The following is a 24,437-nucleotide window of genomic DNA, read 5'->3' on the forward strand; positions in this document are numbered from 1 at the left end:
CGTCAGAAGGGGAGGGTGGGGCGCGAGGGGAGGGCGTAGGGGCGCCCCGCGCTCCGGTGCTGGCCCGTTCGATGCGGGTAAGGACCGGAGGCCCGCCAAGAAATCAGTCCGGCTATTTGCGAACGATGCCGCGCAATCGACGCTGCGCCGCCGTCTCTTTGATCACGCCAGCAATTTTGCGGACAAATGCGGGGCTGAACGCGCCGATCGTCGTCACCAGATCATAGGCTTCATCGACCGGCACCCGGTTAAATTCGTCCAGGATCAGCCATGACGGATAGTCGAGGCCGCCGCGGCGGCATTCGATTTCGCTGATGGCGAGATGCGGGCGCGACCGGTGGGGTTTTTGCGAAGTCAGCGGAAAGAGAAACAAGGCTGCGGGCGTTGCTAGCGTCCGGACAACGATGCAAACCGGCCTCGCCTTGCGTCCGGATTCCTCGCCGGCGTCTGCTTCCCGCGCCCATAGGTAATAATATCGGAGCAGATCGCCAGCTTTAAGCATCGGGCGTGTCGCCGGAAATTATGGCATCCAGTCCTGTCATGAGTTCATTGTGGACATCATCCGGTGCGTCCTCGATCGTATAGGCGACCGAATGCGGCTGGCCGACGAGCTGGTGGTACTGAGCAGCGGACAGGATGACGAGCTTTTCCTTGCCGCGCTTGGTCAGGGCCACCGGCTCGATCAATGCCGTTTCGAGGATTTCGCCTGACACGCGATTCATGTCGGAGAATGTGAATTGCTTCATCGCCGTACTTCCTTTTAAAGTACCTATAATAGGTAATTCACGTAAGAAAAGCAAGAATGGAGGCGCCCACGCGCCACCTTTCCTATCAGCATCGACCCGCTCGAAAGAGCGGCATTGTCCGTTCATTGCTGAGTGCGGCGCGGTTGGTCTGGAACGTGTGGCCGTCCCAATCCTTCCATGCCTCCCAGCCTGGGGTCGGAGCAAGAACAGTTCCCAGCGACACGAGGTTGAACGGAGCATGAACGTCATGCGGCGTGGCGTAACCGAGCCGGAAGTCTGAGCGACCGGAAGCTTTCACGCATCTGATGTTCTGTATCCCAGGTATAGATGCCGGTCAGATTGATGTGTTCCCAGCTCAGCGGCGAGACGTGCTTGAGCGGATGATCCGGGATCTCGCGGTGCATTTTGCGCAAGTGGGTGACGGCCCGTTCGATATAGACCGTATTCCAATGCACGATCGCGCTAACGATGAGGTTGAGGCCGGAGGCGCGGAACGCCGCCGTCGCCGCGCCGGTCGCGCCAGCCATCGATCGTATCGGAGCGGCTGACCGCCGTGACGTGCGCTGGCAGCGATGTAGATGATCCTAAGGACCGATTAACCATAGACAGAACTTCTGCTATTGCCGAACAAGCGGATATTCCTCCGGAAGCCCATCATCCATGGCTATCGTTCAGTGCAAGGCAGCCGGGGCTATAATACCTGCAGCGCATGGCCGAATCTGCTCGCGTTCGCCCTATTTCACGGCTTTCACTTCCACGCGCCGGTTGAGAGCGCGCCCCGAATCCGTGGCATTGTCAGCGATCGGCTCCATTAGCCCGCGGCCGTCACCACTATAAACGAGGTTGACAAAACAGATGGCTACACCGGGCTCAACGAGGCTATGTTGGGTCCCGCGGGCATGGTGGCTGATCAGGTACGCCATAGCTGCGAGTAAATGCGGCACCGCGGGCTCGGCCCGACCGGTGCAGGCCGATATTCCCAAAAACCTGCGTATGAAGTTACTCGGTCTTTCCACTTCCGCGCTGCTAACCACGATGAATTCCGCGGCCGCCTTGTCGTACTGCGCGCCAGATGACGAACCTTGTCGGCAATCTACCGATTTTCCGATTCTTATTCTATTCGGAGTTCTGGTTGTGGTGGCGATGGTCTCCAAAGTCATCACATATTTCCGGCAGAAACAGGGGCGAAAATAACGGAGTGGGCGGCTGCGCATAACGGGCGGCGCGCTATAAACTTGGAGCCAATGTTTAATCACTGGGCTGCCTATGCAGCGTTTGAGGGCAACTGTGAAGCGGCTTCTTATCGCGGTTCTGGTCGCATCTGCGGTTCTTAGTTCTCAGGCTAGGTCCGCAGTCGATCCAATGATCAAGGCCGAACAGAGCGCGCTAATCAGATGTAATTTGGGGTGGGCCGCAAAAGTAGCGGTCCAGCCTGGCGCCCCGAGTACCTTAGCAAGAAAAGCGCAGCAATTGTGCGCGGGAGAGGACGCAACGTACGACCGCGTGGTGCGATTGTCCCTTCGTTACAAGGTGATCGCCGAGAGATACATGCGCAAAATACATGCCTCTCAATTGAGGTCTAATGCAGCGATGATTCTTAAAGTCCGCGCTCTGATGAAAAAGAGAAGGCCATAACTCCCCTCGGCTGCTATGCGCAGATCGGCTTGCGGATGATAGTCTCAGTGATCGCTGCGGCCTTACTCAATGCTCTCTGAAGTCCTGCAGCGAAGCGTGACGTAGATCCTCTTCGCCGCGCATATGCTTCACGCGGCCGATTAGCCCAGCTTGACGGGTCGTGACCTAGGAGAATCCGCTGACTAATTTCTTTGTCCAGCTTGCAATTGCGAGCCCGCAAGCGACGCCGACACAATCGGCAAACCAGTCGAACATATCCATGTCGCGGCCTATCATTTGCATGCCCTGGAGGATCTCGATCGCGGCGCCGGTAAGAGCAAGAAAAATGGTCAGTCTTGCCCTGTGCTCTGGCCAACCGAGACTGCCGATAGCCGTCAACACGACGAAAGCTGCGGCGTGATTGAGCTTGTCATCATGAGAGGTGAAGCCGAAGCCAAAATTCTGCAAAAGCCACTCCGGTGAGAGTGCGAGCACGAGGACACCGGCCAGTGTGACCAGAAAAGCAGTCCTTGCTGCGATGGGAAAAGATCTTGCACGCAAAAAAATGGGGTCACTCCTTTTCCGACGTTACAGGCCGGTACTTCGAACATAGCCGTCCGCACGTAGCGGCACATCGGAACAGAGTCCACTGCCGCGGGAGGGCTAGGCAAAAGCCATTAGCTGGCCTTCCGCGTTCAATGCGGCAGGATCAGGGCGGGCGCCAACTACCCGAGAGCTGAGCCGGTCATGCTCCAGCATTTTCGGCACGCGCCGTCTGCGCCATTTGCGAAGTTCGTCGCGGGAGCCCGAGAGCTGCTCTCGTTGGCGACCGGGTGGGCATCATCGGCGGAATGAACTCGGGACGGCCGGCGCCGGTACTACAACTTTACGCACCCAGTCAATACTAGGCACAAAGCTTATATTAGCCAGAGCGAACGGAACGTGATTCTGGAAGGGAAGCCGCGATGCTGCGGACCGCGTCCTTCATCTACGACCGCACAAGATTGTCAACAATCTGTAAAAGTTTTGTTGACAGATAATAGATTTGAGCCCTCACTCACAAAACTCCGCGTATCGGTCGAGTTCTGTCGCAACAATGCGCGGCCTCCAAAGGGGAAAGAACAATGATCAATAGACGTTCAATAATCACATTCGCCGCGCTCGGCACCGTCTCTGCGCTGGCAATCATGGCCGGCGGCACAATCACGGTGCACGCCGCCAACAAGGAACTCAAGATCGGCTTTGTCGGCGTGACGAGTGGCGCGGCCGCTGCGTGGGGCACATCCAACGTCCGCTCGATGCAGACGCGCGCCGCCTGGATCAACGAAACCGGCGGTGTGAAGATTGGTGACGAGACCTATGACATCAAAATCGTCACCTTCGACGATCAGAAGGACCCCAAGCGGGCGATCGCCGGCATGGAGAAGATGGCCCAGGAGGGCATCCACTATGTCGTCGGTCCGAATGTTGACGATGGCGCGGCGGCGGTGCGTCCCGTGGCAGAATCCAAGGGCATCATCTATTTTCCCTACGCATTCCCGAAGGAACTCTACACCCCACCGGCATCCAACGCTGTGCTCGGCATGATCGCCAACTACCAGTCAGCTCCGGCGATCTACAAATATCTCATGGAAAACAGGGGCGTGAGAAAAGTTGCCTTTGTCGCCGCCAACGAATCCGATCCGCTGAGCCAGCGGGATGGCGGTGTTGCCGCGGCAAAGGCGCTCGGACTTGAGGTTGTGGCTGCCACGGACGTCTACCAAAACGATACCCGCGATTTCACACCGGTACTGACGCCGATCGTTCTGCAAAAACCGGACCTGCTGGTGCTTTCGGGTGTCGCGCCCGGCAATGCGCCGCTGCTGATCCGCGCCGCGCGCGAGCTCGGCTACGAAGGTCTGATCTCCACCGAAACGGCGCAGGATGCCAAGGTGCTGGAAGAGGGCGCGGGTGAGTTGGCCAACGGCTTCATCTCAGTCGGCGGCGCATCGACGCCCGAAATCGCGTCCGACATGATGAAGGAGTTCGTCGACCGCTATACGAAAATGTTCGGCGAATACAATGACGAGTCCAACACCAAGGTCTACGCGCTCGAATACATCATCGAGACGCTGAAGGCGAACCCGGCCGCGATCGACAATGTCGAGGAGTTCAAGAAGACGATCGACACTTTCTCGGCGCCCAATCCCTATCTGAAGGGCGATGCCAAGCTGACCTATGTCGGAATGACGTCGTTTGGCCAGAAGCGCCAGCTTTCGGTCCCGATGGTGGTCACGGAATACCGCGACGGCAAGTTCGAGACGCTCTTCGTCGCTCAAGTCGATTGACGCAACTGCACTGAAGCGGATTGCCGCAGAGGCTCGTGCATTCGTCTTGAGCCTCTGAATGGCCGGGGAACCATCCTGATGGAACAAGTCATCGCCAACGGGCTCTATCTTGGCGCGCAATACGCCTTGATCGCGCTCGGTCTGACCCTGATCTTCGCGCTGATGAACGTGCTTAACTTTGCCCATGGGCAGATGTACGTTCTCGGCGGCTTCATCACCTACACCGTCTATGGCCAGCTCGGCATGCCTTTCGTCGTCGCGCTCGTTGCGTCCGGGATCACGCTGCTGGTTATTGGAGCGCTGGTCGAGAAATTCCTTTTCAGAACGGTGATCAAGCGAAGCGTGCGGGAGGAAAGTACGATGCTTCTAGCGGCGGCGGTCGCATTCTTCCTCGACGCCGTGATCCTCCTCCTGTTCGGTGAAAAGCAGCGCGGCGTGCCGAAGATCGTCAACGGCGTCTTCGTCTCCGACAGCCTCATAATGCCTTACGACCGGCTGCTGGTCGGCGCACTCGCCATACTGTTCATCGCCTCCTTCGTGCTTTTCATGCAGTACAGCAAGCCGGGACGCGCCATGCGGGCGCTGGCGCAGGACCGGGTCGCGGCGCAGCTTATGGGCGTCGAGGTCGACCGCTATTCGATGATCGGCTTTGCGCTCGGCGCCATGCTTGCCGGCATAGTCGGCGGCCTGCTGGTCGCCATCACCGGCGTCAATTCGGGCATCGGCGGGCCGATCTCGATCAAGGCGTTCTTGATGGTGATGATCGGCGGGGCCGGCGTGGTCAGCGGAGCGATCGCCGGCGGCTTCATCCTCGGCATGATGGAATCGGTCGGCCTGACGGTGCTACGCCAATATGGCGACGTCACTTATCTAGTCATCTTCGCCGCGCTGATGGTGTTCCTGAGCATCCGCCCGAACGGGCTCATGGGCAAGCCGTGGGGGTGATCGACATGAAGCGTACACGCAACATCCTCGGCGTCGCTGTCTTCCTGCTGGTCGTACTCATCGGCGTGCCCTGGCTGATCGAGGCGACCGGTCGGCTCGACCTCTACTACACGCTGACTTCGGTCGCGCTGCTCAGCATCGCCAGCGCCGGGGTGTGGGTGACTTTCTACATCGGCCGCATCAATATCGGCCAGGGCGCCTTCGCGCTTATGGGCGGCTATGTTTCGGCCATCCTTGTCGTCCAGTATGGTGTGTCGTTCTGGCTGACACTGCCGCTGGCTGGGCTGTTCTGCGCCGCTGCAAGCGTGCTGATCGGGCTGCCCATCCTCAGGCTTCGCGGCGTCTATTTCGCCATGGTCACGCTGGTTTTGACCGAAGTGGCGCGGCTGCTCGCGCTGGCACTGCCGATCACCAACGGAGCCAAGGGCATGGTCAGCATTCCGCTCCCTGGCGGCATCTCGATCTTCGGGCTGAGCATCCTTCCGGATTTCGCGACGCTCGTCAATCCGCGTCCCGCCTTCTATCTGGTGTCGGTTGCGCTGATGGTGCTGTGCTTTGCCGGGCTTTACCGCCTTGTCCATTCGCGCATCGGCAAACTCTGCCAGTCGTTGCAGCAGAACGAGGAACTGGCCTCCTCGATCGGCGTCAACATCGCCTATTTGCGCGTCATCGCCTATGCCATCTCCTCATTCCTCGGCGGTCTCGGCGGTGCGATGTTCGTCGCCATCTCGCAATCGATCTATCCGTCGAGCTTCACCGTCACCGACTCGGTGAACTTCATGCTGAACTGCTTCCTCGGCGGGCTCGGCCACGTCTTCGGGCCGATGATCGGCACCTTCGTGCTCTATTTCGGCTGGGATTTCCTGTTCGAGACCGGCGAGTTCCAGTTGCTGATCTTCTCTTCGGTGCTGATCGCGCTGATGCTCTTCCTTCCCAACGGCCTGCTCAGCCTCAGGCTGTTCGGCAAGAAGCAGGGCTAGGACCATGACTGAGCTTCTCCAGATCAAGGCAGTGACCAAACGCTTCGGCGGGCTGGTCGCGGTCAACAATGTTTCCTTCGCGGTCCGCGAACGCGAGATCCTTTCCGTCATCGGCCCCAACGGCGCCGGCAAGTCAACGCTGTTCAAGTTGATTTCCTCTTTCCTCAATCCGACCTCGGGCGAAGTGCTGTTCCGGGGAGAGCGGATCTCAGGCCTGGCGCCGCATATCGTCGCCCGGAAGGGCGTGGTGCGCACGTTCCAGGAGACGACGATCTTCAAGGGCATGACGGTGCGCGACAATGTCATAATCGCGCATCACCTGCGTTCCAATGCCAGCCTTGCCGGCTTCTATCTCGGCACGAATACCGCACGACGCGACGAGGATGAATTCGGCCGCTCGGCCGACGAGATCATCGACTTCCTCGGTCTCGGCGCGCAACGGCATGAGATCGCCAGCACGCTGCCGCACGGCCATCTGCGCGCGCTCGGGATTGCCATCGGGCTCGCCACGAACCCGACCGTGCTTCTGCTCGACGAGCCCTTCGCCGGCATGAACCATGACGAAACCGTGCGCGCGGTGGAGATGGTGCGCGGCGTGCGGAAGCGCGGCGTGACTGTCCTGCTGGTCGAGCACGATATGCCCGCCGTCATGAACATTTCCGACCGCATCGTCGTCCTGAACTTCGGTGTGAAAATCGCCGAGGGAACGCCGAAGGAAATCCAGGAGAACGAAAAGGTCATCGAGGCCTATCTCGGCGCCGAAGATGAGACGATCGGATTTTAGCCATGAGCGAACTGCTGAAGGTCTCGGACGTCGAACTCTACTACGAGCATGTCTATGCACTGAAGGGTGTGTCGCTGAGCGTCAACGAGGGCGAGACGGTAGCGCTGATCGGCGCGAACGGCGCGGGAAAATCTTCGATCCTGCGCGCCATCACCGGCCTGAAGAAGGTCCGCAGCGGCCAGATTCATTTCCAGGGCCACCGCATCGACGGAACGCGCCCGGACGAGCTGGTCAGGATGGGCATCGCCATGGTACCTGAGGGTCGGCGCGTCTTTTCCTACATGACGGTGCGCGACAATCTGATGATGGGCGCCTTCACCCGAACCGACAAGGCCGAAATCGCAAGGACGCTGGACATGGTGCTCGGGCGCTTCCCGCGCCTGAAGGAACGCTATTCCCAGACGGCGGGTACGATGAGCGGCGGCGAACAGCAGATGCTGGTGATCGGGCGGGCGCTGATGGCCAAACCGAAGCTTCTGCTGCTCGATGAACCCTCGCTCGGCGTCGCGCCGAAGCTCGTTCAGGACATCGCCCGCTCGATCGTCGCGATCAACCGCGACGAAAAGGTCAGCGTGCTGCTGGTCGAGCAGAATTCGCGCATGGCGCTGCGCATCTCGCAGCGTGCCTACGCACTGACGACCGGAAAGATCGCGCTGGCCGGACATTCGGCTGAGCTGCTTGGCGACGACCGGGTCAAGAAACTCTATCTCGGCGGCGAAATATGAAAGCGCAAATGGACGTACTTGTCGTCAATCCCAACACCACCGCGTCGATGACCGAAAAGATCGGCGAGGCGGCGCGCCGCGCGGCTTCGGCCGGCACCAGGATCATCGCCGTCAATCCGAACGACGGGCCGCCGAGCGTCGAAGGCTATTTCGACGAGGTCTTCGCCATCCCGGGAATGATCGGCGAGATCCAAAAACATCCGGCGGCGAGCGCCTGCGTCATCGCCTGCTTCGACGACACCGGCCTCGACGCAGTACGCTGCGTCGGCGAGATGCCGGTGGTCGGTATCGGCGAAGCGGCGTTTCACATGGCGAGCCTGATTGCCGGCAAGTTCAGCGTGGTGACGACACTGTCGCGTTCGGTGCCGGCGATCGAGCACAATCTGGTGCGGTACGGCCTCGCCAGCCGCTGCGCCAGGGTGCGGGCCAGCGACGTTCCCGTTCTGGAGCTCGAAGTGCCCGGCTCCAACGCCCGCCATCGAATTTCGGAGGAGATCGAGCGCGCCATCCGCGACGACCGGGCCGAAGCGATTGTGCTGGGATGCGCCGGCATGGCCGACCTCGCCGCCGCGCTCAGCCGCGAACATAGCCTTCCCGTGCTCGACGGCGTCGCCTGCGCAGTAAAACTCTGTGAGAGCCTCGTCGGCCTTGGCCTGTCGACCTCAAAGCGCGGCGGCTACCAGGTTCCACTCGAAAAATCCTTCGCCGGAATCTTTGCGTCCTTTTCGCCCTCCGGCCGTGTATCCTGATGCGTGCAAAATTGTTGACATTCCCACACAGGATGTTCGATGTCCGGCCGGAAACGCGGTGTTCGCGCCGCTAAGCGATCCGGCCGCCGGGACAATGATACGATGGACCTGCTTGGGCCAAAGCCACGGGATGGCGAAAAGCCGACGATGCGCTGGTTTCCGGTCTATGCCGGCCTGCGCGACGCCATCGTCAGCCACCGCCTCGCACCGGGCACAAAACTACCCGAGGACGAACTCGCCTCGATCTATTCGGTGAGCCGCGCGGTGATACGCGCGGCGCTGCAGGCGCTGTCGCATGACCGCTTGGCTCGGCTCGAGCCGAACCGCGGCGCGTTCGTCGCCCAGCCGACCAAGCAGGAAGCGCGCGAGGTGTTCGAAGCGCGGGCGCTGATCGAGCCCAAGGTCGCGGCGCTTGCCGCCGAAGTGGCAAAGCCGGCCGAGATCGCGCAACTGCGGCTTCATCTCGAAAAAGAGCACGAGGCCCTGCATGCCGGCCGCGACAGCGACGCCATCATGCTGTCGGCAAAATTCCATGTCGGCATCGCCGAAATCGCCGGCCATTCTATCCTGACCGGTTTCGTCAAAGACCTGCTGTCGCGGTCGTCGCTGATCATCGCGCTCTACTGGGGCCGCCGCGACACCACCTGCGAAAGCCACGCCCATCACGCCCTCGTCGATGCCATCGAAAAGCACGACGCACAAAACGCGTCCGACCTGATGCAAAGCCATCTCGTCGAACTTCTGTCGGGCCTTGATCTGTCACTTGGCGAGAAGAAGCCCGAGAGCCTGTCGGACATCTTGCGCTGATCTGCGCTGTCAAACTCTTCGCCAAGCTTCGCATTGCAGATGTCGTCGCGATGCTGGACGAATATCGGATCACCCGCAACCGACACCGGCCAACGAAGCTCGCGCGTAAGTGGCTCTCAAAGCTAGTAAAGCCGAAGTGCCATACTGGATCGCCCCGATCGGGCGCTCACGGCGACGCCAGGATGCACGTTATCCCGCAATCCTGACCTGGCGCCTACCTCTGAAACGTCCCAATGCGACATTTCTACTTGCCAGTAACGCGACGTTCGAACTTGGTTGCAACATGATCCCGGGTTGATTGGCGATCCTGCCCCCGGTCCACCCGGTTCCGAAACGGCACCATGCGCCATCTCGGGACGTTCGCCAATGCGGCGGGGAACTTCGCGATCCGATCCTTCTCGGACCTTCCCTGAATGCAAGATCACGGGCAGGTTCTGACCCTATTCCCGACCTTGACAGCCAAGTGCAATATGCGCCGGTTGCGTCTTCGGTCGTTGCAAGCCTTGACACGATATGATTCAGCATTGTTGGGCGGCAGCCCGAGGATTGAAACCGATATTCGTCTCGCTGGAATGTCTAACGCGACTCCGTCATGATGTCCCAGCCCTGTCGAGCGACGCTGCCAAAGCCGTTGACGCCAACGCAGGTGATGAGGGCAGGCTAGACCAGTGCAGCAGATCCGCCCGGCGACTTTTCTTTTTGCGGCCCGAGCCCTGCGCGACATGGGCGATGGCTTCGTGGCCGTTCTGTTGCCGGTCTATCTCCTCGCATTAGGCTTCGCGCCTCTGCAGGTCGGCATCATTGCAACCGGATCGCTGCTCGGTTCAGCGCTCTTGACCATCGCCGTCGGACTCCTTGGTGCCCGACACGATCACCGCCAACTCCTGCTTGCCGCCGCCAGTCTGATGGTCGCCACGGGTGTGGCCTTTGCTGTGGTCCACGACTACGCGCTGCTTTTGGTGATCGCCTTCGCAGGCACCATCAACCCGTCGGCCGGCAGCGTCAGCGTGTTCGTGCCCTTAGAGCATGCCGTCCTCACACGCGAAGTCACCGACGCCGCGCGGACCAAGATGTTCGCGCGCTACAGCCTTGTGGGTGCGCTCGCAGCCGCGGTTGGCGCGCTCGCTTCGGCGACACCTGATCTTCTGGCTCCAGCCGGTCTCGATCAACTCACCGGCATCAAGGCGATGTTCGTGCTCTATGCGTTGCTGGGCCTGCTCGGCGGTCTCCTTTACGCGCAGATCCCGCAGCGCCGTCCAACGTCGGACTCCGGCAGCACGTCCGCGCTTGGCCCCTCGCGGAATATCGTTTTCAGGCTTGCGGCCCTTTTTAGCCTTGATGCCTTTGCCGGCGGCTTCCTCGTCCAGTCGCTGCTTGCCCTGTGGCTTTTCGAAAAATTCGACCTGTCGCTTTCGGAAGCGGGCTTTTTCTTCTTCTGGTCCGGCGTGCTTTCGGCGTTCTCATTCCCCGTTGCCGCCTGGCTGTCGCGGCACATCGGACTCATCAACACGATGGTGTTCACACACATTCCGTCCAGCATCGCCCTGATGCTGGCGGCGCTTGCGCCGACGCTCCCTCTGGCGCTCGCCCTGCTGCTGATCCGTGCCGCGCTTTCGCAGATGGACGTCCCGACGCGCTCATCTTACGTCATGGCGGTCGTGACGGAGGCGGAGCGGGCAGCCGCCGCGAGCTTCACATCGGTACCGCGCAGTTTGGCTGCCGCAGCCAGTCCCGCCCTGGCGGGCGCTCTGTTCGCTGCCTCGTTCCGGGCATGGCCCCTCCTGATCTGCGGCACACTCAAAATCATTTATGATCTGCTGCTACGGATGCAGTTCCAGAACGTCAAGCCGCCAGAGGAACGCTGATATTTGGGTTGCTTGACCGGGAGGGGTCAATCGCGAAGGCAAACGTTGGAAAAGTCATCGATCACTTCGGCTCTGACTCCGGACTTGTCGAATGCCTAATGTCACCCGACATTCTTACGCGATGCCTGCAGACCATCACCCGCAGCGCAGCAGACAACGACGGTCTCCGCTGGTTTCTGCCGATCAGGCAGGCCGTGCTTTGTAAAAGCGGCACCAACCATCGGGGCTGATTTCACCCGCGACAATCTCGGATGCATTCGGCTTCAGGAAATGGGTGCACCCGGCGCAGCGGCGACCTTGTTTGGAACATCCTAATAAAGCGCCACAGGCTTTGGGGTTGTTTCGGCGCCGCGCGCCGCAGGCTGACCTGTCATGCAGGAAGCAAGCCCACCTGCACCGGCAAATCGCCGCGCCGGTCGTCGACACCTTAAGAAATTTCCGGCGAGACAGCGCTTGGCCTGGCTCATGTTGTGCCGACCCGCAATCTATCTCACCACGATCTTCTTTAATGATCTTTCCTCCCAATCAACCCAAAGAAGCGCCGAGTGCTGATCAGATCGATTTGAGGTACTCGATCACTCTTTTCCTGATCGGTCAGATCAAGGCCGAGATGGCCGTCATAGTGCTCCTTCCGCGCAAGACGTCGATCGGTTCACTCCTCCTGCCAGGGGTCGATCAAGTTAAGGACCCGACGTCTCCTCCCAGCTCGAGGTCTATTTCAATAAAACCGTGCGTTCCGTCCTGCTTCCTTGATCCCTTGCCTTCCTTTACAATCCCTTCCGGACACAGAGGAGTTCCGCCATGAGCGAAGACGCCGTCAATATGTCGATCCGCAAGTTCCTGAAGGAAGTCGGCGTCACCTCCCAGCGCAAGATCGAGGAGACGGTGCGCGAAGGGCAAATCGGCGGCAAGAAGCTGAAGGTCCGCATGACGCTGACGGCGGAAGGCACCGGCCTCAACCACGTGGTGGACGGCGAGATCGAACTTCCATAAGCCGGGCGAAGCGACCTAGCGAAACGGCCGACGCGGCCGAAAGCGGTCGAGACGGATCAGCGGTTGGAATGGCGTCTGGCCGGGTCGATGTAGTACCGCTCACCCCACGCTCCTGCGACTCTGAGGGAACGGAAAGACCGACCCTAAGCGGAAGCTCGCTGGCTCCGGGTCAATTCACGGCCATCACCCTTTACGTGTTTGAGCGTGAACCGCTGGAGGCTTCGTCGCCGTTGTGGACTCATCCCAGGGTGACCATCACACCTCATGTCGCGAGCTTCTGGGTGGATTCTGGAATCGACCAGGTCGCCGATCTCTGCGGTCAAGTCGCAAGAGGAGAGCCTCTGTCCAACAAAATCGACCTCGAACGGGGTTATTGAATCGAAGTAGTGTGTTTACCCATTTAAGCAGCTTCCGATCTTATGAAGCGCGGACATCAGCGCGCGCGTCACCCGGCTAATGCATCATCAGCGTGAGCATGCTTTCAAAGAGCCAAGCGAGAACCTTTCCGTCAACCACGGCGAGCGCGGCAACGGAAATTCGTAGCCAGACATCGGCGATTTAAGGCTAAGACCGGCAAGGCATGCTTTCCAAGAGCCGCTATTATGACGTGGAAACCATGAATATTATTCTTGATATTGCAAAGCTGATGCTCGAAATAGCAAATATACTTGTACGCCAGCGTCATATGTGAGCGTAGGGAGGGGCGAGGTCCGATTTGCAGGCTGGAAGAGGTACCTTTCTCACGTTCACCACGCGCCGAGGCCGCATTGAAACATGCTCTTTTCGTCACGGCTTAATAGGAACTGCAGCGCAACGGGTGGGGGCTTGCAGCCGGTCCGCGTTATTGCTGTTCGAGTAGGTGACAACGGCGCTCCGGAAAACAACGTTCCACGCTTTTGCCTGATGCGCTGAGTTTTCACACGGGCTCGGTGGGAAGCGGATTCAAGAAGCGCAGCACGTTAGCCGTCTGGGACACCCAATAGCAAATGCTTAAACAGTTATGGGGCGTTCGTGCGGCGAAGGGAATTCCGCTTTCACACGAACAGAAAGTCATGTGCGGTCAACGTGCTCGTGAAGTTATCGAGTGTGACTTGATCCGCTCCTGCGGTAATGATGGTTCCAGTTCCAATTCTGGTGATTGTGAGATCATTGAAAGATTGCACATCCTCCACGCCGCAAAACTCAATTTTGTCCTTTTGGCTCTGGCTGAAGTCTTCGATTCTGTTATTGATTCCGACTGTCATTGGACCATCGTCCTTGAATACAAACAGATCGCTCCCGCCTTGAGCCTGAGCGCTGTCAAATTCCCCATCGCCCCACATTAGGTTACTGACCAAGCTGCCGGGCGCAGCGGTCCCAGCGTACAGGGTATCGTTGCCGCCCTTGGCGGAGTCAAAGAAAACAAATGCATCGCCGAAGAGAGAGTTAATAACCTGGCCACCGCCAGTGTTGTTGCCGCCGATCAGGGTGTCGTTGCCGCCCTGAGCAGAGTCGTGCATATTTGCCCCGTCGCCCACGAGAGAATTGTCAACTAGGGAACCGCCACCGCCAGTGTTGTTGCCGCCGATCAGGGTATCGTTGCCGCCCCGAGCGGAGTTGAACATGTTTGCTGCCTCGCCCCAGACTTCATTGAAAACGCCGGCATCGCTGCTGCTGTTGCTGACGCCAATCAGGGTATCGTTGCCGCCCCGAGCGAAATCGAATTGGAACAGCGCGTCACCCGAGAGAAGATGGCGGACGTCGCCACCGGTGACGTTGTTGGGCCCGGTTAGGGTATCATTTCCACCCCGAGCATGGTCGAACATGCTGCCGCCAGCATCCCCAAACAAGCCGTTTACACTGTTGTCGCCCACAAGGACGTCATCGGTGCCCCTTTGATGGTCCGTTAAATCTCCCGGAGTAAATGGAACACGCTTGGACATCCTGCCCTCCTGCTGGACTGTGCCCCGGCCGACTACAATCTTAGACTAAGATATCAAACATGGAAGTCACCATCAGCGGATAGCGACGGCCGCACACCACCTCACTTCTATCGGAAATCAGACGCCGGTCACCAAAACAGTCCGCAGCGTTCGCCGCCAATCCAGCGTGGACAGGGCAGGCGGCGTCTTTGCCTGCCGATCCAGTGGTGGCAGGAGGTGGAGTGCCGCGAACTGGAGGGCGCACCCCGTCATCTGGCGGGAAGCGGAGCGGCCGTTCAGGCCTCTACTACGATTGTCGGGGCGCCGGGCCTGGCATGATGATGCGAGCCGAAGGATAGCCGTCCGCGACGATCCTCTCGACGAGCGCCGCTGCGTGGTCGGTCTGGCAAGCAACCAGCAACCCGCCCGAAGTCTGTGGATCCGTGAGAAGATGGCGTCGCCACTCGGGCATGCCGGGAGGTAAGCTTACCGCGTCGGCCATAGCTCGCCCAGTTGCGCCGCGATGCGCCGGTGACGTGGCCGTCGACTGCGAGCGAGGCAGCTTCGGAAAAGAGCGGCACGTCGTGGCTGCAAATTATCAGCGTGCACCCGGAACCGCGTGCCATCTCGAGGCCATGTCCGAGCAAGCCAAATCCGGTCACGTCGGTGACGGCGTGGACGCTCGCGTCCTGCGCCAGCTCCGATCCGATCCGGTTGAGAAGGGTGGTGAAGGCGATCATTTCGCGATAGCCGCTCTCGGAAAGCGCCTGCTTCTTGATGGCGGCGGAATAGATGCCGACGCCGAGCCCCTTCGTCAGGATCAAGGCGTCACCCGGCTTGGCGTCAGAATTGCGTCGGATATCTCCGGGTCGGCATGTGCCGATGACTGCGAGGCCATAAATCGGCTCCGGCGAGTCGATCGAGTGAGCCGCCGATGGCGCAAATTTCTGGAGGGAGCATCGTCCCCGGTGGGGCGTCCGGACTTAAAATCCGGGAGGGGCCGCGAGTCGGTCTCTGGTGGGTTCGACTCCCACTGTCTTCCGCCATCCTAGTGAGCCAAGATGAATCCGACCGCTTCCTTTCTCAATGACCTGAAGACGACGGCTGAGACCGCCAGGACAACCGAGGCAAGCTTCAGGCGACAAGCGGCCAATCAGATCGCGGTTCTGGAACAGGAGCGCGCTTTCGCCTTCAGGCGGCTTAACCTCATGCAGGCGATCTCGGACGCCGTGGCCTCAGCCGAAAGTGAGGAGATCGCCGTGGCCAGCGCTTTGGCCGTCCTGCGCTTGCGACTCGGCTGGAATGCGGACAGCGAGGCGCGCACGGAAGCGATCACGCATTTTGGCCCCGTCGCGCTTGCGTTGTTCCAGGCTGCGAAGCTGCCCGAGCACGAACCCGCCAGCAATATCGGCGAGGCCCTTGCGATTTTTGAGCATTGGTACTCCGAATCCCGGGGATCGTCGTTCTGGTTGCTATTCGAGCACCAGATTGTGGACACGCCGCTGGTCGACTTTTGACCGCCGGACTTTTCGGCATACCCGGATGTGAAAGCAGAGAGCGCAACGTCGCTTTATTACCGACGACACGATGCGGTAACCGGCGCCTCGGTCACCGCCGCAAGCAGCTGCTTTGGGGGCGGACGCCGGAAGCCGTTCACTCCCATGACATAGGAGCCATATCGCATCATCGGCAAGGCGCGCGAGCAAGGCATCAACTTCATTGACACCGCCGAAGTCTACCACAACGGCAAGTCCGAGGAAGTCGTCGGTCGCTGCATCAAGGCGACGCGCGACCATTGGGTCGTGGCGACCAAGTTCGTCAACTCGCACGACAAGGGGCCTAATCTCGGCGGCCATTCGCGCAAATGGGTGATCCAGACGGTCGAGAACAGCCTGCGGCGCCCCTGATCGGCGCAACAGGCGGCGGTCAACGCCACGCTCTGGTGATCGAGCATCAGCTTCGCCCCCTGTTCGGCTTTTACTTGGCACTGACGGTGCCAAGCGCCGTCTATGGCAGTGACAGCGACTTTTTCCGACGGGAAGCTCACGGACCCGCAGGTTTTGGCACGGGCCGGGCAGGCGGTGGACCAGTTCGCCACCCTGGTTTCGGCACGGCAGCCGAAGCGCCAACAGGTCAGTCTGGCCTCAGCCTAAGGGGCAGCGAGTCGACGTCCCTGATCATTAGGTTCGCCAGACCATACGAGAGAATGCGAAGGAAATGGGTTGGCGAACCCTCCGGTAACGTATTGATTTCCCAATAGGGAACGTTGACCCCGCAGGTCGAAGCGTCGCATTTGTTCGCCATGGCATCGTTCGCGCGTTGGAAGCGATGTTAGCATGCAGGCGAGGCATTACGAAAACGGGGGAGGTCTCATGAGTTTCGATGATATCGATCTCAATTTGCTGAGAGTGTTCGACGTGATGATGCGTGAAAGGAGCGTAACGCGCGCAGCTGCCGAATTGGGAAGAACACAATCAGCTGTAAGTCATTCCCTATCAAAACTTCGGTATTTATTGCAGGACGAATTGTTCACGAGAGATGGAGGCGAGATGCGGCCAACGCCTCGGGCGGTTGAGCTGCTGTCGGATATTTCTGCCGCGCTGGCGATTATCCGCGCATCGATCGACCGGCATCAGATCTTCAATCCAGCAACGACGCGACGCAACTTTCGCGTGGGACTCACTGACTATCACGCCATGATATTCATCCCAGGGCTCATACGGGAATTTTCGAGGCAAGCGCCTGGCGCGACGCTGAACGTCATTCCCGCAAACGGACCCGAAATCGGTTCATCGGTCTATTTGAGGCAAGTCGACTGTGCGCTGACGGGAGCGGCAATACGCGACGACCCAGGTCTCTTGAAGGTGGAGCTTGGCCAGGATCAATTGTTTTGCGCGGTGTGGAGTGGAAGCAAGATCGCCAGGAACGCAATGACACTGGAAACATATTTGGCCAGTTCTCACCTGCAGATTTCCGCAGATGGTCTGGCAGAAGGCCTCGCGGATGCCGCCCTCAAGCAGCATGGTCTCCGGCGCAATGTCGTTGCGACCATCTCGAATTATCTGGTGCTGCCCTGGGCGCTTCGCGGCACTGAACTGATTACCCATTGCGGCGATGCCATCCTGCAAATTCTGGACGAGAGGAGTGAGGTGACGTTGGTCCCGCCGCCCCTTGCCATATCGAATGTGAATGCCTGGCTCATTGTTCACCGCCAGATGGCGAATGACCCGGGTACCAAATGGCTCCGGGAAATAATCATGAGCATCTACAACGAGTCGCGGACCGAGAGAGACCAAGGGTCAACCGTCGGAGCACCGGGGTTGGCTGCACCATAGGTCGCGCGCGCCGTCGCTCATTCGATTAGCCCGCCCCAAGCAACTAGCCCGATCAGCACTCAAGCTCCCTTTCACCCGAGAGCGAGCGCCTCCTCAATTATGAATGACGCTCATTTTCGCAATGAGAACAGTCAATTTGACGAATAGTCATACTTGAGGCCACATTCGCTTCAACAAAAACAGGGGAATACCGAAATGAGATCGATGTTCAAGGGCTTTCTTGCCCTCGCTATCGCGTGCACCGCCTCCTCGGCGTGGTCCGCAACCCTCGACAATGTCAAGAAGAATGGAGTGCTGACGTGTGGCACAAATTCGGCCACGGCTGGCTTCAGCCTTCCCGATAACGAAGGCAAATGGACCGGATTTGTGGTCGACTATTGTCGCGCCGTGGCCGCTGCCGTGCTCGGGGATGCGCAAAAGGTTAAGTTCATCCCATTGACGCCAAAAGATCGCTTCACCGCCTTGCAGTCGGGGGAGATCGACATTCTTGCACACAACGCAACATGGACATCGTCGCGCGATACGTCTCTCGGCATACTTTTTGCGGGGACGTACTTCTATGACGGTCAGGGATTTATGGTGCGCAAGGCGGACAACATCACATCAGCCAAGGGGCTCGAGGGCGCGTCGATTTGCGTCACCCAAGGCACCACGACCGAGTTGAACCTTGCCGACTATTTTCGCTCGCAGTCGATCAAGTATACCACGGTTGGTTTCGCAGACGAGGAAGCTGTCGTGAAGGCTTACGAGGAGGGGCGTTGCGACGTCCTGTCGGCGGACACCTCTACCTTGAACGCATCGCGGCTTCGCATGGCCAAGCCGGACGACAGCATCGTTCTTCCCGAACTGATCTCCAAGGAGCCGCTTGGCCCGGCAGTGCGGCAGGGAGACGACCAGTGGTTCAATGTGGCGAAGTGGACGCTTTACGTCATGGTGGCCTCCGAAGAATACGGGGTCACCTCCAAAAACGTTGATGCGATGAAGTCGTCGGACAATCCCAGCATCCGCCGTCTGCTTGGCGTGGAAGGCAGCATCGGCAAGGACATCGGGCTCGGCGACGACTGGCCGGTCGAGGTGATCAAACAGGTCGGTAACTACGCCGAAGTGTTTGATCGGAATGTCGGCAAGGACTCCCCGCTGAAAATGGAGCGCGGCATGAACGCGCTCTGGAACAAAGGCGGCGTTCAGTACGCTCCGCCGATTCGCTAGGCAAAGCATGGTTGCAAGGCGCTGGCGCGTTACCGCCAGCGCCTTGCACAGATCCCGATAGGAACACGCCATGTCCGATTTGTCGCTTCCAGCGCCCTCGCGCAGGAGCCTATCGCTGCACGATACGAAAGTGCGCGGCGTTTTCTACCAGCTCTTGCTCGCAGGTTGCCTGTTGGCTTTGGCCCTGGGCATCGGCATGCAGACCGCATCGAATATGCGGGTCCGGGGGATTCCGCTCTCATTCGATTTTTGGGGTGAGGCTGCCGGCTTCGACATCAATCAAACCCTGATACCGTACGATGCACTATCCACCTACGGTCAGGCGTTCTGGGTGGGAGTGGTCAATACCCTCTACGTCAGCTTGCTCGCAATCTTGCTGGCCACCTTGCTTGGCTTCGTCATCGGCGTTGCCCGCCTGTCGCCGAACTGGATCGTTTCGAAGGTGGCGACCGCCTATGTCGAGCTTGTGCGCAATGTCCCGTTATTGCTGCAGCTGCTGTTCTGGTACAACGCCGTCCTCAAGCCGTTGCCTTCCCCGAAGGCGTCCATCGCCATCCCCGGCGGCATCTACCTCAACAATCGCGGCCTCATCATTCCGGAGATCCAGTGGCATCCGGGGGCGGGGCTTGTGGGCCTGGCATTGGTAGCGGCCGTTTTCTGCTGCATTGCATTCTGGTTCCGCGCCAAGAGTGTCCAGAAACGAACTGGCAAGCAGCTGCCGGTATTTTTGGTCAGCCTGGCGACCTTGATAGGATTTCCGCTGATCGTGTTCCTGGCGGCTGGCGAGCCGGTCTCGTTTGTCGCGCCGCAGCTGCGGGGTTTCAACTTTCAAGGCGGACATCAACTCTATCCAGAGTTTGCCGCTCTCCTGATCGGTCTCTCGGTCTACACCGGATCCTACATCGCCGAGATCGTCCGGAGTGGAATCCAGGCAGTGCCAAAGGGCCAGAGCGAGGCTGCGTATGCGCTGGGGCTGGCGCCGGGGAAGACGCTTCGCCTCGTCGTTGTTCCGCAGGCGCTGCGTATTATCATTCCGCCTTTGACAAGCCAGTATCTCAATCTAATCAAGAACTCGTCGCTTGCGGTGTTCATCGGCTATCCCGACCTCGTTCAGATCTTTGCCGGGACGGTACTCAACCAGACCGGCGCCGCCGTCCAGGTCATGGCGATCACCTTGTCCGTCTATCTCGTTATCTCCCTTGCCGCGTCGTTGGCCATGAACGCGTGTAACCGACATTTTGCGATCGTCGAGAGGTGACGCATGAGCGATCAGTCCATGCATTCGCCAGTTGTCAGCAGCGCGCTCATACCAGCGATGGCGCCCCCCGCTGACGTTTGGCCGGGTCCAGTGACCTGGATGAAAAAGAATCTGTTTTCGACGCCGTCTTCAGGCGCGCTGACAATATGCTTTCTCCTCTTCGCCGTGTGGCTGCTGCGTCACTTTCTGAGCTTTGCGATCTTCGACGCGGTCTGGAGCGGCGGTCGCGAGGCTTGCCGCACGAACAGCCAAGGAGCTTGCTGGCCTTTCATTGCCGAGAAGTTCGACTACCTGCGATACGGCGCGTACCCGGCTTCCGAGCGGTGGCGCGTTGATCTCGCACAGGCTATGGGCGCCATCCTCATCGTATGGCTCCTGTGGACAAAGGCTCCGCGGCGCAAAGTGGCGGGGTTGCTATTCTTCCTTGTCTACCCCGTTGCCGCGTTCGTTCTCGTGCGCGGGGTCGCCTGGCTCCATTTGTCTGTCATCGATACGACGCTCTGGGGCGGTCTCCTGATCACGCTGCTGATGTCGATTGTGGGCATCGTCTTCTCGCTTCCGATCGGGGTTATCCTGGCGCTTGGACGCAGGTCCGAACTCCCTTTCGTCAAGGCGGTTTGCGTCACATTCATCGAAGTCGTCCGGGGGGTGCCGTTTATCACGGTATTGTTCATGGCGAACTTCATGATGCCGCTCTTCGTCCCGGACTATCTGACGCCTGATCGTCTCCTGCGCCCGCTCATGGCGATAGCGCTGTTCTCGTCCGCCTATATGGCCGAAGTTGTGAGGGCCGGCCTTCAGGCGATCCCGAAGGGCCAATACGAGGCGGCGAAGGCGCTTGGGATCAGCTACTTCGACATAATGCGCCTGATCGTCCTCCCCCAGGCGTTGACGATCGTCATACCGAGCATCGTCTCCACATTCATCGGTCTGTTCAAAGACACGACTCTGGTCGCCATCGTCGGCATCGCGGATTTCCTGAAAGCCATCGAAACGGCGCGCGTCGATCCGAACTGGGCAGGCCCGACGATCTCATCAACCGGCTACCTCTTTGCGGGACTGGTCTACTGGGGCTTTTGCTTCGGCATGTCCCGTTACTCGCAATCGATGGAGCGCCAATTGGCGCGCGGCCACAAATCTTAGGACGCGATGATGATGCCACAAGCAATGTACGCATCGACGAAGGGACAGCCCTTCAACAAGGCGATGGCCATTGAACTGCGTGACGTCAACAAATGGTTCGGTTCATACCATGCGCTCAGGAACATCAATCTGTCGGTGCCACAGGGGCAGCGCATTGTGATCTGCGGCCCCTCGGGGTCGGGCAAATCGACGATGATCCGGTGCGTCAACCATCTCGAGGAGCATCAGTCGGGCGAGATCATCGTCGGCGGCAAAGCGGTAACCGGGGATCTTCGCAAGATCGACGAAGTTCGCAGCAACGTCGGGATGGTTTTCCAGCACTTCAATCTGTTTCCCCACCTCACGGTGCTTGAGAATTGCACGCTTGCGCCTGTTTGGGTGAGAAACATGCCGCGGATGGCGGCCGAGGAATTGGCGCGCCATTATCTGGAGCGCGTCAGAATTGCGGAAAAGGCGGACAGCTACCCGGGTCAGCTGTCGGGTGGCCAGCAGCAACGTGCTGCAATTGCCCGGGCTCTCTGCATGAACCCGAAGATCATGCTCTTCGACGAGCCAACCTCTGCCCTCGATCCGGAGATGGTCAAGGAGGTGCTCGACACGATGGTGTCGCTCGCCAGCGAGGGCATGACGATGCTGTGCGTGACGCATGAAATGGGCTTCGCGCGGGAGGTGGCCGATCGCGTGGTGTTCATGGACCGCGGGGAGATCGTCGAGATCAACACGCCCCATCAGTTCTTCACCAACTCCCGGTCGGAACGAGCGCGGCAGTTTCTGGCGCAAATCCTCAAATAGGGAAGTCCGCAGAGGCAAAGCGGCCGTGGCCGTGGCAATAGATTTTTTCAGGTGATTATCACATGGCTTGTGCAGACACCCCCGCCTCGGCGGTTGGGCAACGAAATATTCCGAGAATTGATTTCGACCAAATCCACGATCGCCAGCAATTCGGATCCGTCAAATGGGCCAACCAGTGGGACGAGTTCTCTCCTCAGGTGCAAGGCCAGGACCTGCTCTCCCTATGGACAGCAGATATGGATTTCCGTGCTCCGGAAACCGTCATCGCGCGGCTGCGCGAGGCCGCGGACCATGGCATTTACGGCTACACACGCCGCGATCCGCGCCACTATGAGATCGTGCAATCGTGGTTCACACGCCGGCACAACTGGTCGCCGATGCTGGAGACCCTGCTCCCCGCGCCGGCGATCATGCCGTCGGTCGCTGCGATACTGCGAACCTTCACGAAGCCTGGTGACGGCGTCATCGTTCAGTCACCCGTGTACTCGCCCTATTTCGAAGTGGTTCAAGGAAATGGCCGGATTCTGCTCACGAACCGGCTGAGGCTGCAAAACAACAGGTATGAACTCGATCTGGAAGACTTCGAGAAACTGGCGGCAGGCGGCGCCAAGGTGTTCCTGCTGTGCAATCCTCACAATCCTGCCGGAATGGCCTGGACACTCGAAGAATTGACAGCCCTGAACGACATTTGTGAGCGCCATGGGATTTTGGTCATATCCGACGACATTCACTGCGACATAAGGTTGTCGGACCATCCGCACATCGTCTTCTCCTCCATCTCGGACGATGCCGCGGAGAAGTCGTTCATCTGCACCGCTCCGACGAAGACTTTCAACCTCGCCGGGGTGCCTTCGGCAACCATTGCGGTGGCGAGCAAAAAGCGCCGCGACCAGCTTCTTGCCGCGATGCAGGCCTCATTCATGGTAAATGCAAATTTTTTCGGCCGCCTGGCCCTGGAGGTTGCCTACAGCACCGGCGCGCCCTGGCTCGATCAACTCACATCCTACATCGCCAGCAACATTGATCTGGTTTGTGACTTCGCCGGCGAATACCTTCCAGGCATTACGCCCATGCGGCCCGACGCATCGTTTCTGGTTTGGTTGGACGCGTGCGCGCTCGATCGTAGAGTGGGTGGAATTCAGAAGTTCTTTGTCGATCAGGCCGGGGTCAATCTGTATGACGGCCGCGTCTATGGGCCTGGCGGCGAAGGTTTCATCCGCCTGAATGTCGGCTGCCCGCGTCCCCTGCTGCGCCGAGGGCTGGAGCGGATGTCCAGCGCGCTGGCATCCTTGTGACTGAGCGGAATCAAGCCAGGATGCCCCGAATGCGAATTGCCATTATCAATCCCAACACGACCGCTTCGATGACCAGCGGGATCGTCGCAGCCGCCATGGCGGTGGCAGGCCCAGGGACGAGATAGTGGGCATGCATGCCAACGGCTGGACCTGAAGCGATCGAAGGGCCATTGACGGTGCACTCTCCGTACCGGGCCTGCTCAAGCAGGTGGTCGCGGCGGAAATGGACAATGTCGACGCCCATATCATTGCCTGCTTAGACGATACGGGTGTCGACGCGGCAAGCGCCATCGCTACCAAGCCCGTCATCGGTATAGGCAAGGCTTCGCTTCATCCGTCAGCCTTGTCGCTCACAGCTTCTGTGTCGTGACCACTCTGTCGCGTTCCGCGCGACTGATTGAAGACAACATTCGCCGTTACGGGTTCTCCCGTCGCTTCCGGCGCGTGCTTGCCTCCGACATCCCGGTCCTCGAGTTGGAGAGATCTGAAAGTGGTGCCTCCGAACGAATTTCGGAGCTCATACGCGAAGGTGGAGGCATAGGCTGCTTTGGCGCCGAGCTGGAGGTGGTCTCCGACCGGTCGCCGAACTGATCACCCGGAATACAGATGATCATGCTCGGCATGAGCGCCGGCCCAAATGCCGACGCGCAGTATTTGTTCAGCGAGGACATGCCTGGCCACACCGCTGGCCACAGGCCGCGCCACGCCAAGACCTACCGCAATTTCGCCGCCGAATATGAGCGGCTGCAACGAGAGCGTATCGCCGCCTATCGCGAGCTCGTATCCGACGTGCAGACGGGCGCTTACCCGAGCCGCAGCACGTGGTCCCGATCACAGATGAAGAGTTCTCGACCTTCAGCACCTCTCTCGGACTATAAAGCCAAGATACACAACAGGCTGCGAGATTCCCTTGCGGTACGCTGACCGAACGAAGCTAATCTGTTTGGTCAGTTCACGACCTCGGTTCTC

The 24,437-nt window shown here is 59.5% G+C and carries 22 protein-coding genes, 1 tRNA gene and 4 pseudogenes; 20 read left to right on the forward strand and 7 right to left on the reverse strand.

What is annotated here, in order from left to right; genetic code table 11:
* Positions 1-112: 112 nt before the first annotated feature.
* The 5 genes and pseudogenes from NKI72_RS17625 to NKI72_RS17645 all read right to left on the reverse strand — a co-directional run bounded on the left by NKI72_RS17625 (position 113) and on the right by NKI72_RS17645 (position 2,828).
* Complete coding sequence (locus tag NKI72_RS17625) at positions 113-502, reverse strand: hypothetical protein (RefSeq protein WP_352850383.1); 390 nt, start codon at positions 500-502, stop codon at positions 113-115.
* Positions 495-746, reverse strand: coding sequence for a type II toxin-antitoxin system Phd/YefM family antitoxin (locus tag NKI72_RS17630; RefSeq protein WP_352474563.1), 252 nt, complete (start codon positions 744-746; stop codon positions 495-497). Before NKI72_RS17630 ends, NKI72_RS17625 begins: the two co-directional genes overlap by 8 nt.
* Positions 747-991: 245 nt before the next feature.
* Positions 992-1,243, reverse strand: a pseudogene (locus NKI72_RS17635) (Tn3 family transposase); the annotation flags it as partial.
* 237 nt (positions 1,244-1,480) lie between these two features.
* Positions 1,481-1,906, reverse strand: coding sequence for an OmpA family protein (locus tag NKI72_RS17640; RefSeq protein WP_352850385.1), 426 nt, complete (start codon positions 1,904-1,906; stop codon positions 1,481-1,483).
* A 640-nt stretch (positions 1,907-2,546) separates the two neighbouring features.
* On the reverse strand, positions 2,547-2,828 hold the full coding sequence (locus NKI72_RS17645; RefSeq protein ID WP_352503771.1) for a VanZ family protein: 282 nt from the start codon (positions 2,826-2,828) through the stop codon (positions 2,547-2,549).
* 656 nt (positions 2,829-3,484) lie between these two features.
* Between NKI72_RS17645 and NKI72_RS17650 the strand changes: the two genes are divergently transcribed.
* From NKI72_RS17650 to NKI72_RS17695, 10 genes are all read left to right on the forward strand, one after another.
* Positions 3,485-4,687, forward strand: coding sequence for an ABC transporter substrate-binding protein (locus NKI72_RS17650; protein ID WP_352474565.1), 1,203 nt, complete (start codon positions 3,485-3,487; stop codon positions 4,685-4,687).
* Between the two features lie 78 nt (positions 4,688-4,765).
* Entirely contained in the window at positions 4,766-5,632 is an 867-nt protein-coding gene (locus NKI72_RS17655; protein ID WP_352452194.1) for a branched-chain amino acid ABC transporter permease, read from the forward strand.
* Between the two features lie 5 nt (positions 5,633-5,637).
* A complete protein-coding gene (locus NKI72_RS17660) occupies positions 5,638-6,612 on the forward strand; it encodes a branched-chain amino acid ABC transporter permease (protein ID WP_352850387.1) in 975 nt (324 codons plus the stop codon).
* Between the two features lie 4 nt (positions 6,613-6,616).
* Positions 6,617-7,396, forward strand: coding sequence for an ABC transporter ATP-binding protein (locus NKI72_RS17665; protein ID WP_352474568.1), 780 nt, complete (start codon positions 6,617-6,619; stop codon positions 7,394-7,396).
* Positions 7,397-7,398: 2 nt separating this feature from the next.
* Complete coding sequence (locus NKI72_RS17670) at positions 7,399-8,121, forward strand: ABC transporter ATP-binding protein (protein ID WP_352775705.1); 723 nt, start codon at positions 7,399-7,401, stop codon at positions 8,119-8,121.
* Positions 8,122-8,129: 8 nt separating this feature from the next.
* Positions 8,130-8,870 (forward strand): aspartate/glutamate racemase family protein, encoded by a 741-nt coding sequence (locus NKI72_RS17675; RefSeq protein ID WP_352832255.1) that lies wholly within the window; start codon positions 8,130-8,132, stop codon positions 8,868-8,870.
* Between the two features lie 102 nt (positions 8,871-8,972).
* Positions 8,973-9,677, forward strand: a complete 705-nt coding sequence (locus tag NKI72_RS17680; RefSeq protein WP_352832305.1) for a GntR family transcriptional regulator — start codon at positions 8,973-8,975, stop codon at positions 9,675-9,677.
* A gap of 722 nt (positions 9,678-10,399) precedes the next feature.
* Positions 10,400-11,542, forward strand: a complete 1,143-nt coding sequence (locus NKI72_RS17685) for an MFS transporter (RefSeq protein ID WP_352850413.1) — start codon at positions 10,400-10,402, stop codon at positions 11,540-11,542.
* A gap of 801 nt (positions 11,543-12,343) precedes the next feature.
* Positions 12,344-12,535 (forward strand): DUF6494 family protein, encoded by a 192-nt coding sequence (locus NKI72_RS17690; protein WP_023679340.1) that lies wholly within the window; start codon positions 12,344-12,346, stop codon positions 12,533-12,535.
* Between the two features lie 68 nt (positions 12,536-12,603).
* Positions 12,604-12,912, forward strand: a complete 309-nt coding sequence (locus NKI72_RS17695) for an NAD(P)-dependent oxidoreductase (RefSeq protein ID WP_352774614.1) — start codon at positions 12,604-12,606, stop codon at positions 12,910-12,912.
* Positions 12,913-13,569: 657 nt separating this feature from the next.
* Here the strand turns inward: NKI72_RS17695 and NKI72_RS17700 are convergent.
* Together NKI72_RS17700 and selD are read right to left on the reverse strand one after the other, a co-directional pair.
* The gene (locus NKI72_RS17700; protein ID WP_352832258.1) at positions 13,570-14,457 is read right to left on the reverse strand and encodes a hypothetical protein; all 888 of its coding nucleotides are present in this window, start codon (positions 14,455-14,457) and stop codon (positions 13,570-13,572) included.
* A gap of 286 nt (positions 14,458-14,743) precedes the next feature.
* Positions 14,744-15,395 (reverse strand): annotated as a pseudogene (selD, locus tag NKI72_RS17705) (selenide, water dikinase SelD); the annotation flags it as partial.
* Between selD and NKI72_RS17710 the strand changes: the two are divergent.
* The 10 genes and pseudogenes from NKI72_RS17710 to NKI72_RS35465 all read left to right on the forward strand — a co-directional run bounded on the left by NKI72_RS17710 (position 15,386) and on the right by NKI72_RS35465 (position 24,346).
* Positions 15,386-15,482: transfer RNA gene (locus tag NKI72_RS17710), tRNA-OTHER, on the forward strand. The pseudogene selD and the gene NKI72_RS17710 sit on opposite strands and share 10 nt — an antisense overlap.
* Before the next feature lie 15 nt (positions 15,483-15,497).
* Positions 15,498-15,953 carry a hypothetical protein gene (locus NKI72_RS17715; RefSeq protein WP_352832261.1) on the forward strand — a complete coding sequence of 152 codons (456 nt, stop codon included), beginning with the start codon at positions 15,498-15,500 and terminating at the stop codon, positions 15,951-15,953.
* Positions 15,954-16,112: 159 nt separating this feature from the next.
* Positions 16,113-16,337 (forward strand): annotated as a pseudogene (locus NKI72_RS17720) (aldo/keto reductase); the annotation flags it as partial.
* Positions 16,338-16,808: 471 nt separating this feature from the next.
* Positions 16,809-17,771, forward strand: coding sequence for a LysR family transcriptional regulator (locus NKI72_RS17730; protein WP_352475066.1), 963 nt, complete (start codon positions 16,809-16,811; stop codon positions 17,769-17,771).
* 195 nt (positions 17,772-17,966) lie between these two features.
* Positions 17,967-18,980, forward strand: coding sequence for an amino acid ABC transporter substrate-binding protein (locus tag NKI72_RS17735; RefSeq protein WP_352832264.1), 1,014 nt, complete (start codon positions 17,967-17,969; stop codon positions 18,978-18,980).
* Between the two features lie 70 nt (positions 18,981-19,050).
* Positions 19,051-20,238, forward strand: a complete 1,188-nt coding sequence (locus tag NKI72_RS17740; RefSeq protein WP_352832267.1) for an amino acid ABC transporter permease — start codon at positions 19,051-19,053, stop codon at positions 20,236-20,238.
* An 18-nt stretch (positions 20,239-20,256) separates the two neighbouring features.
* Complete coding sequence (locus NKI72_RS17745; RefSeq protein WP_502908959.1) at positions 20,257-21,381, forward strand: amino acid ABC transporter permease; 1,125 nt, start codon at positions 20,257-20,259, stop codon at positions 21,379-21,381.
* Positions 21,382-21,444: 63 nt separating this feature from the next.
* On the forward strand, positions 21,445-22,173 hold the full coding sequence (locus NKI72_RS17750) for an amino acid ABC transporter ATP-binding protein (RefSeq protein ID WP_502898569.1): 729 nt from the start codon (positions 21,445-21,447) through the stop codon (positions 22,171-22,173).
* 62 nt (positions 22,174-22,235) lie between these two features.
* On the forward strand, positions 22,236-23,468 hold the full coding sequence (locus NKI72_RS17755; protein ID WP_352850390.1) for a MalY/PatB family protein: 1,233 nt from the start codon (positions 22,236-22,238) through the stop codon (positions 23,466-23,468).
* Positions 23,469-23,497: 29 nt separating this feature from the next.
* Positions 23,498-24,346: pseudogene (locus NKI72_RS35465) on the forward strand (aspartate/glutamate racemase family protein).
* The last annotated feature ends 91 nt before the right edge of the window (positions 24,347-24,437 follow it).

The sequence above is a fragment of the Mesorhizobium sp. M0437 genome (assembly GCF_040321335.1).
In the GTDB taxonomy this organism is placed as follows: Bacteria; Pseudomonadota; Alphaproteobacteria; order Rhizobiales; family Rhizobiaceae; genus Mesorhizobium.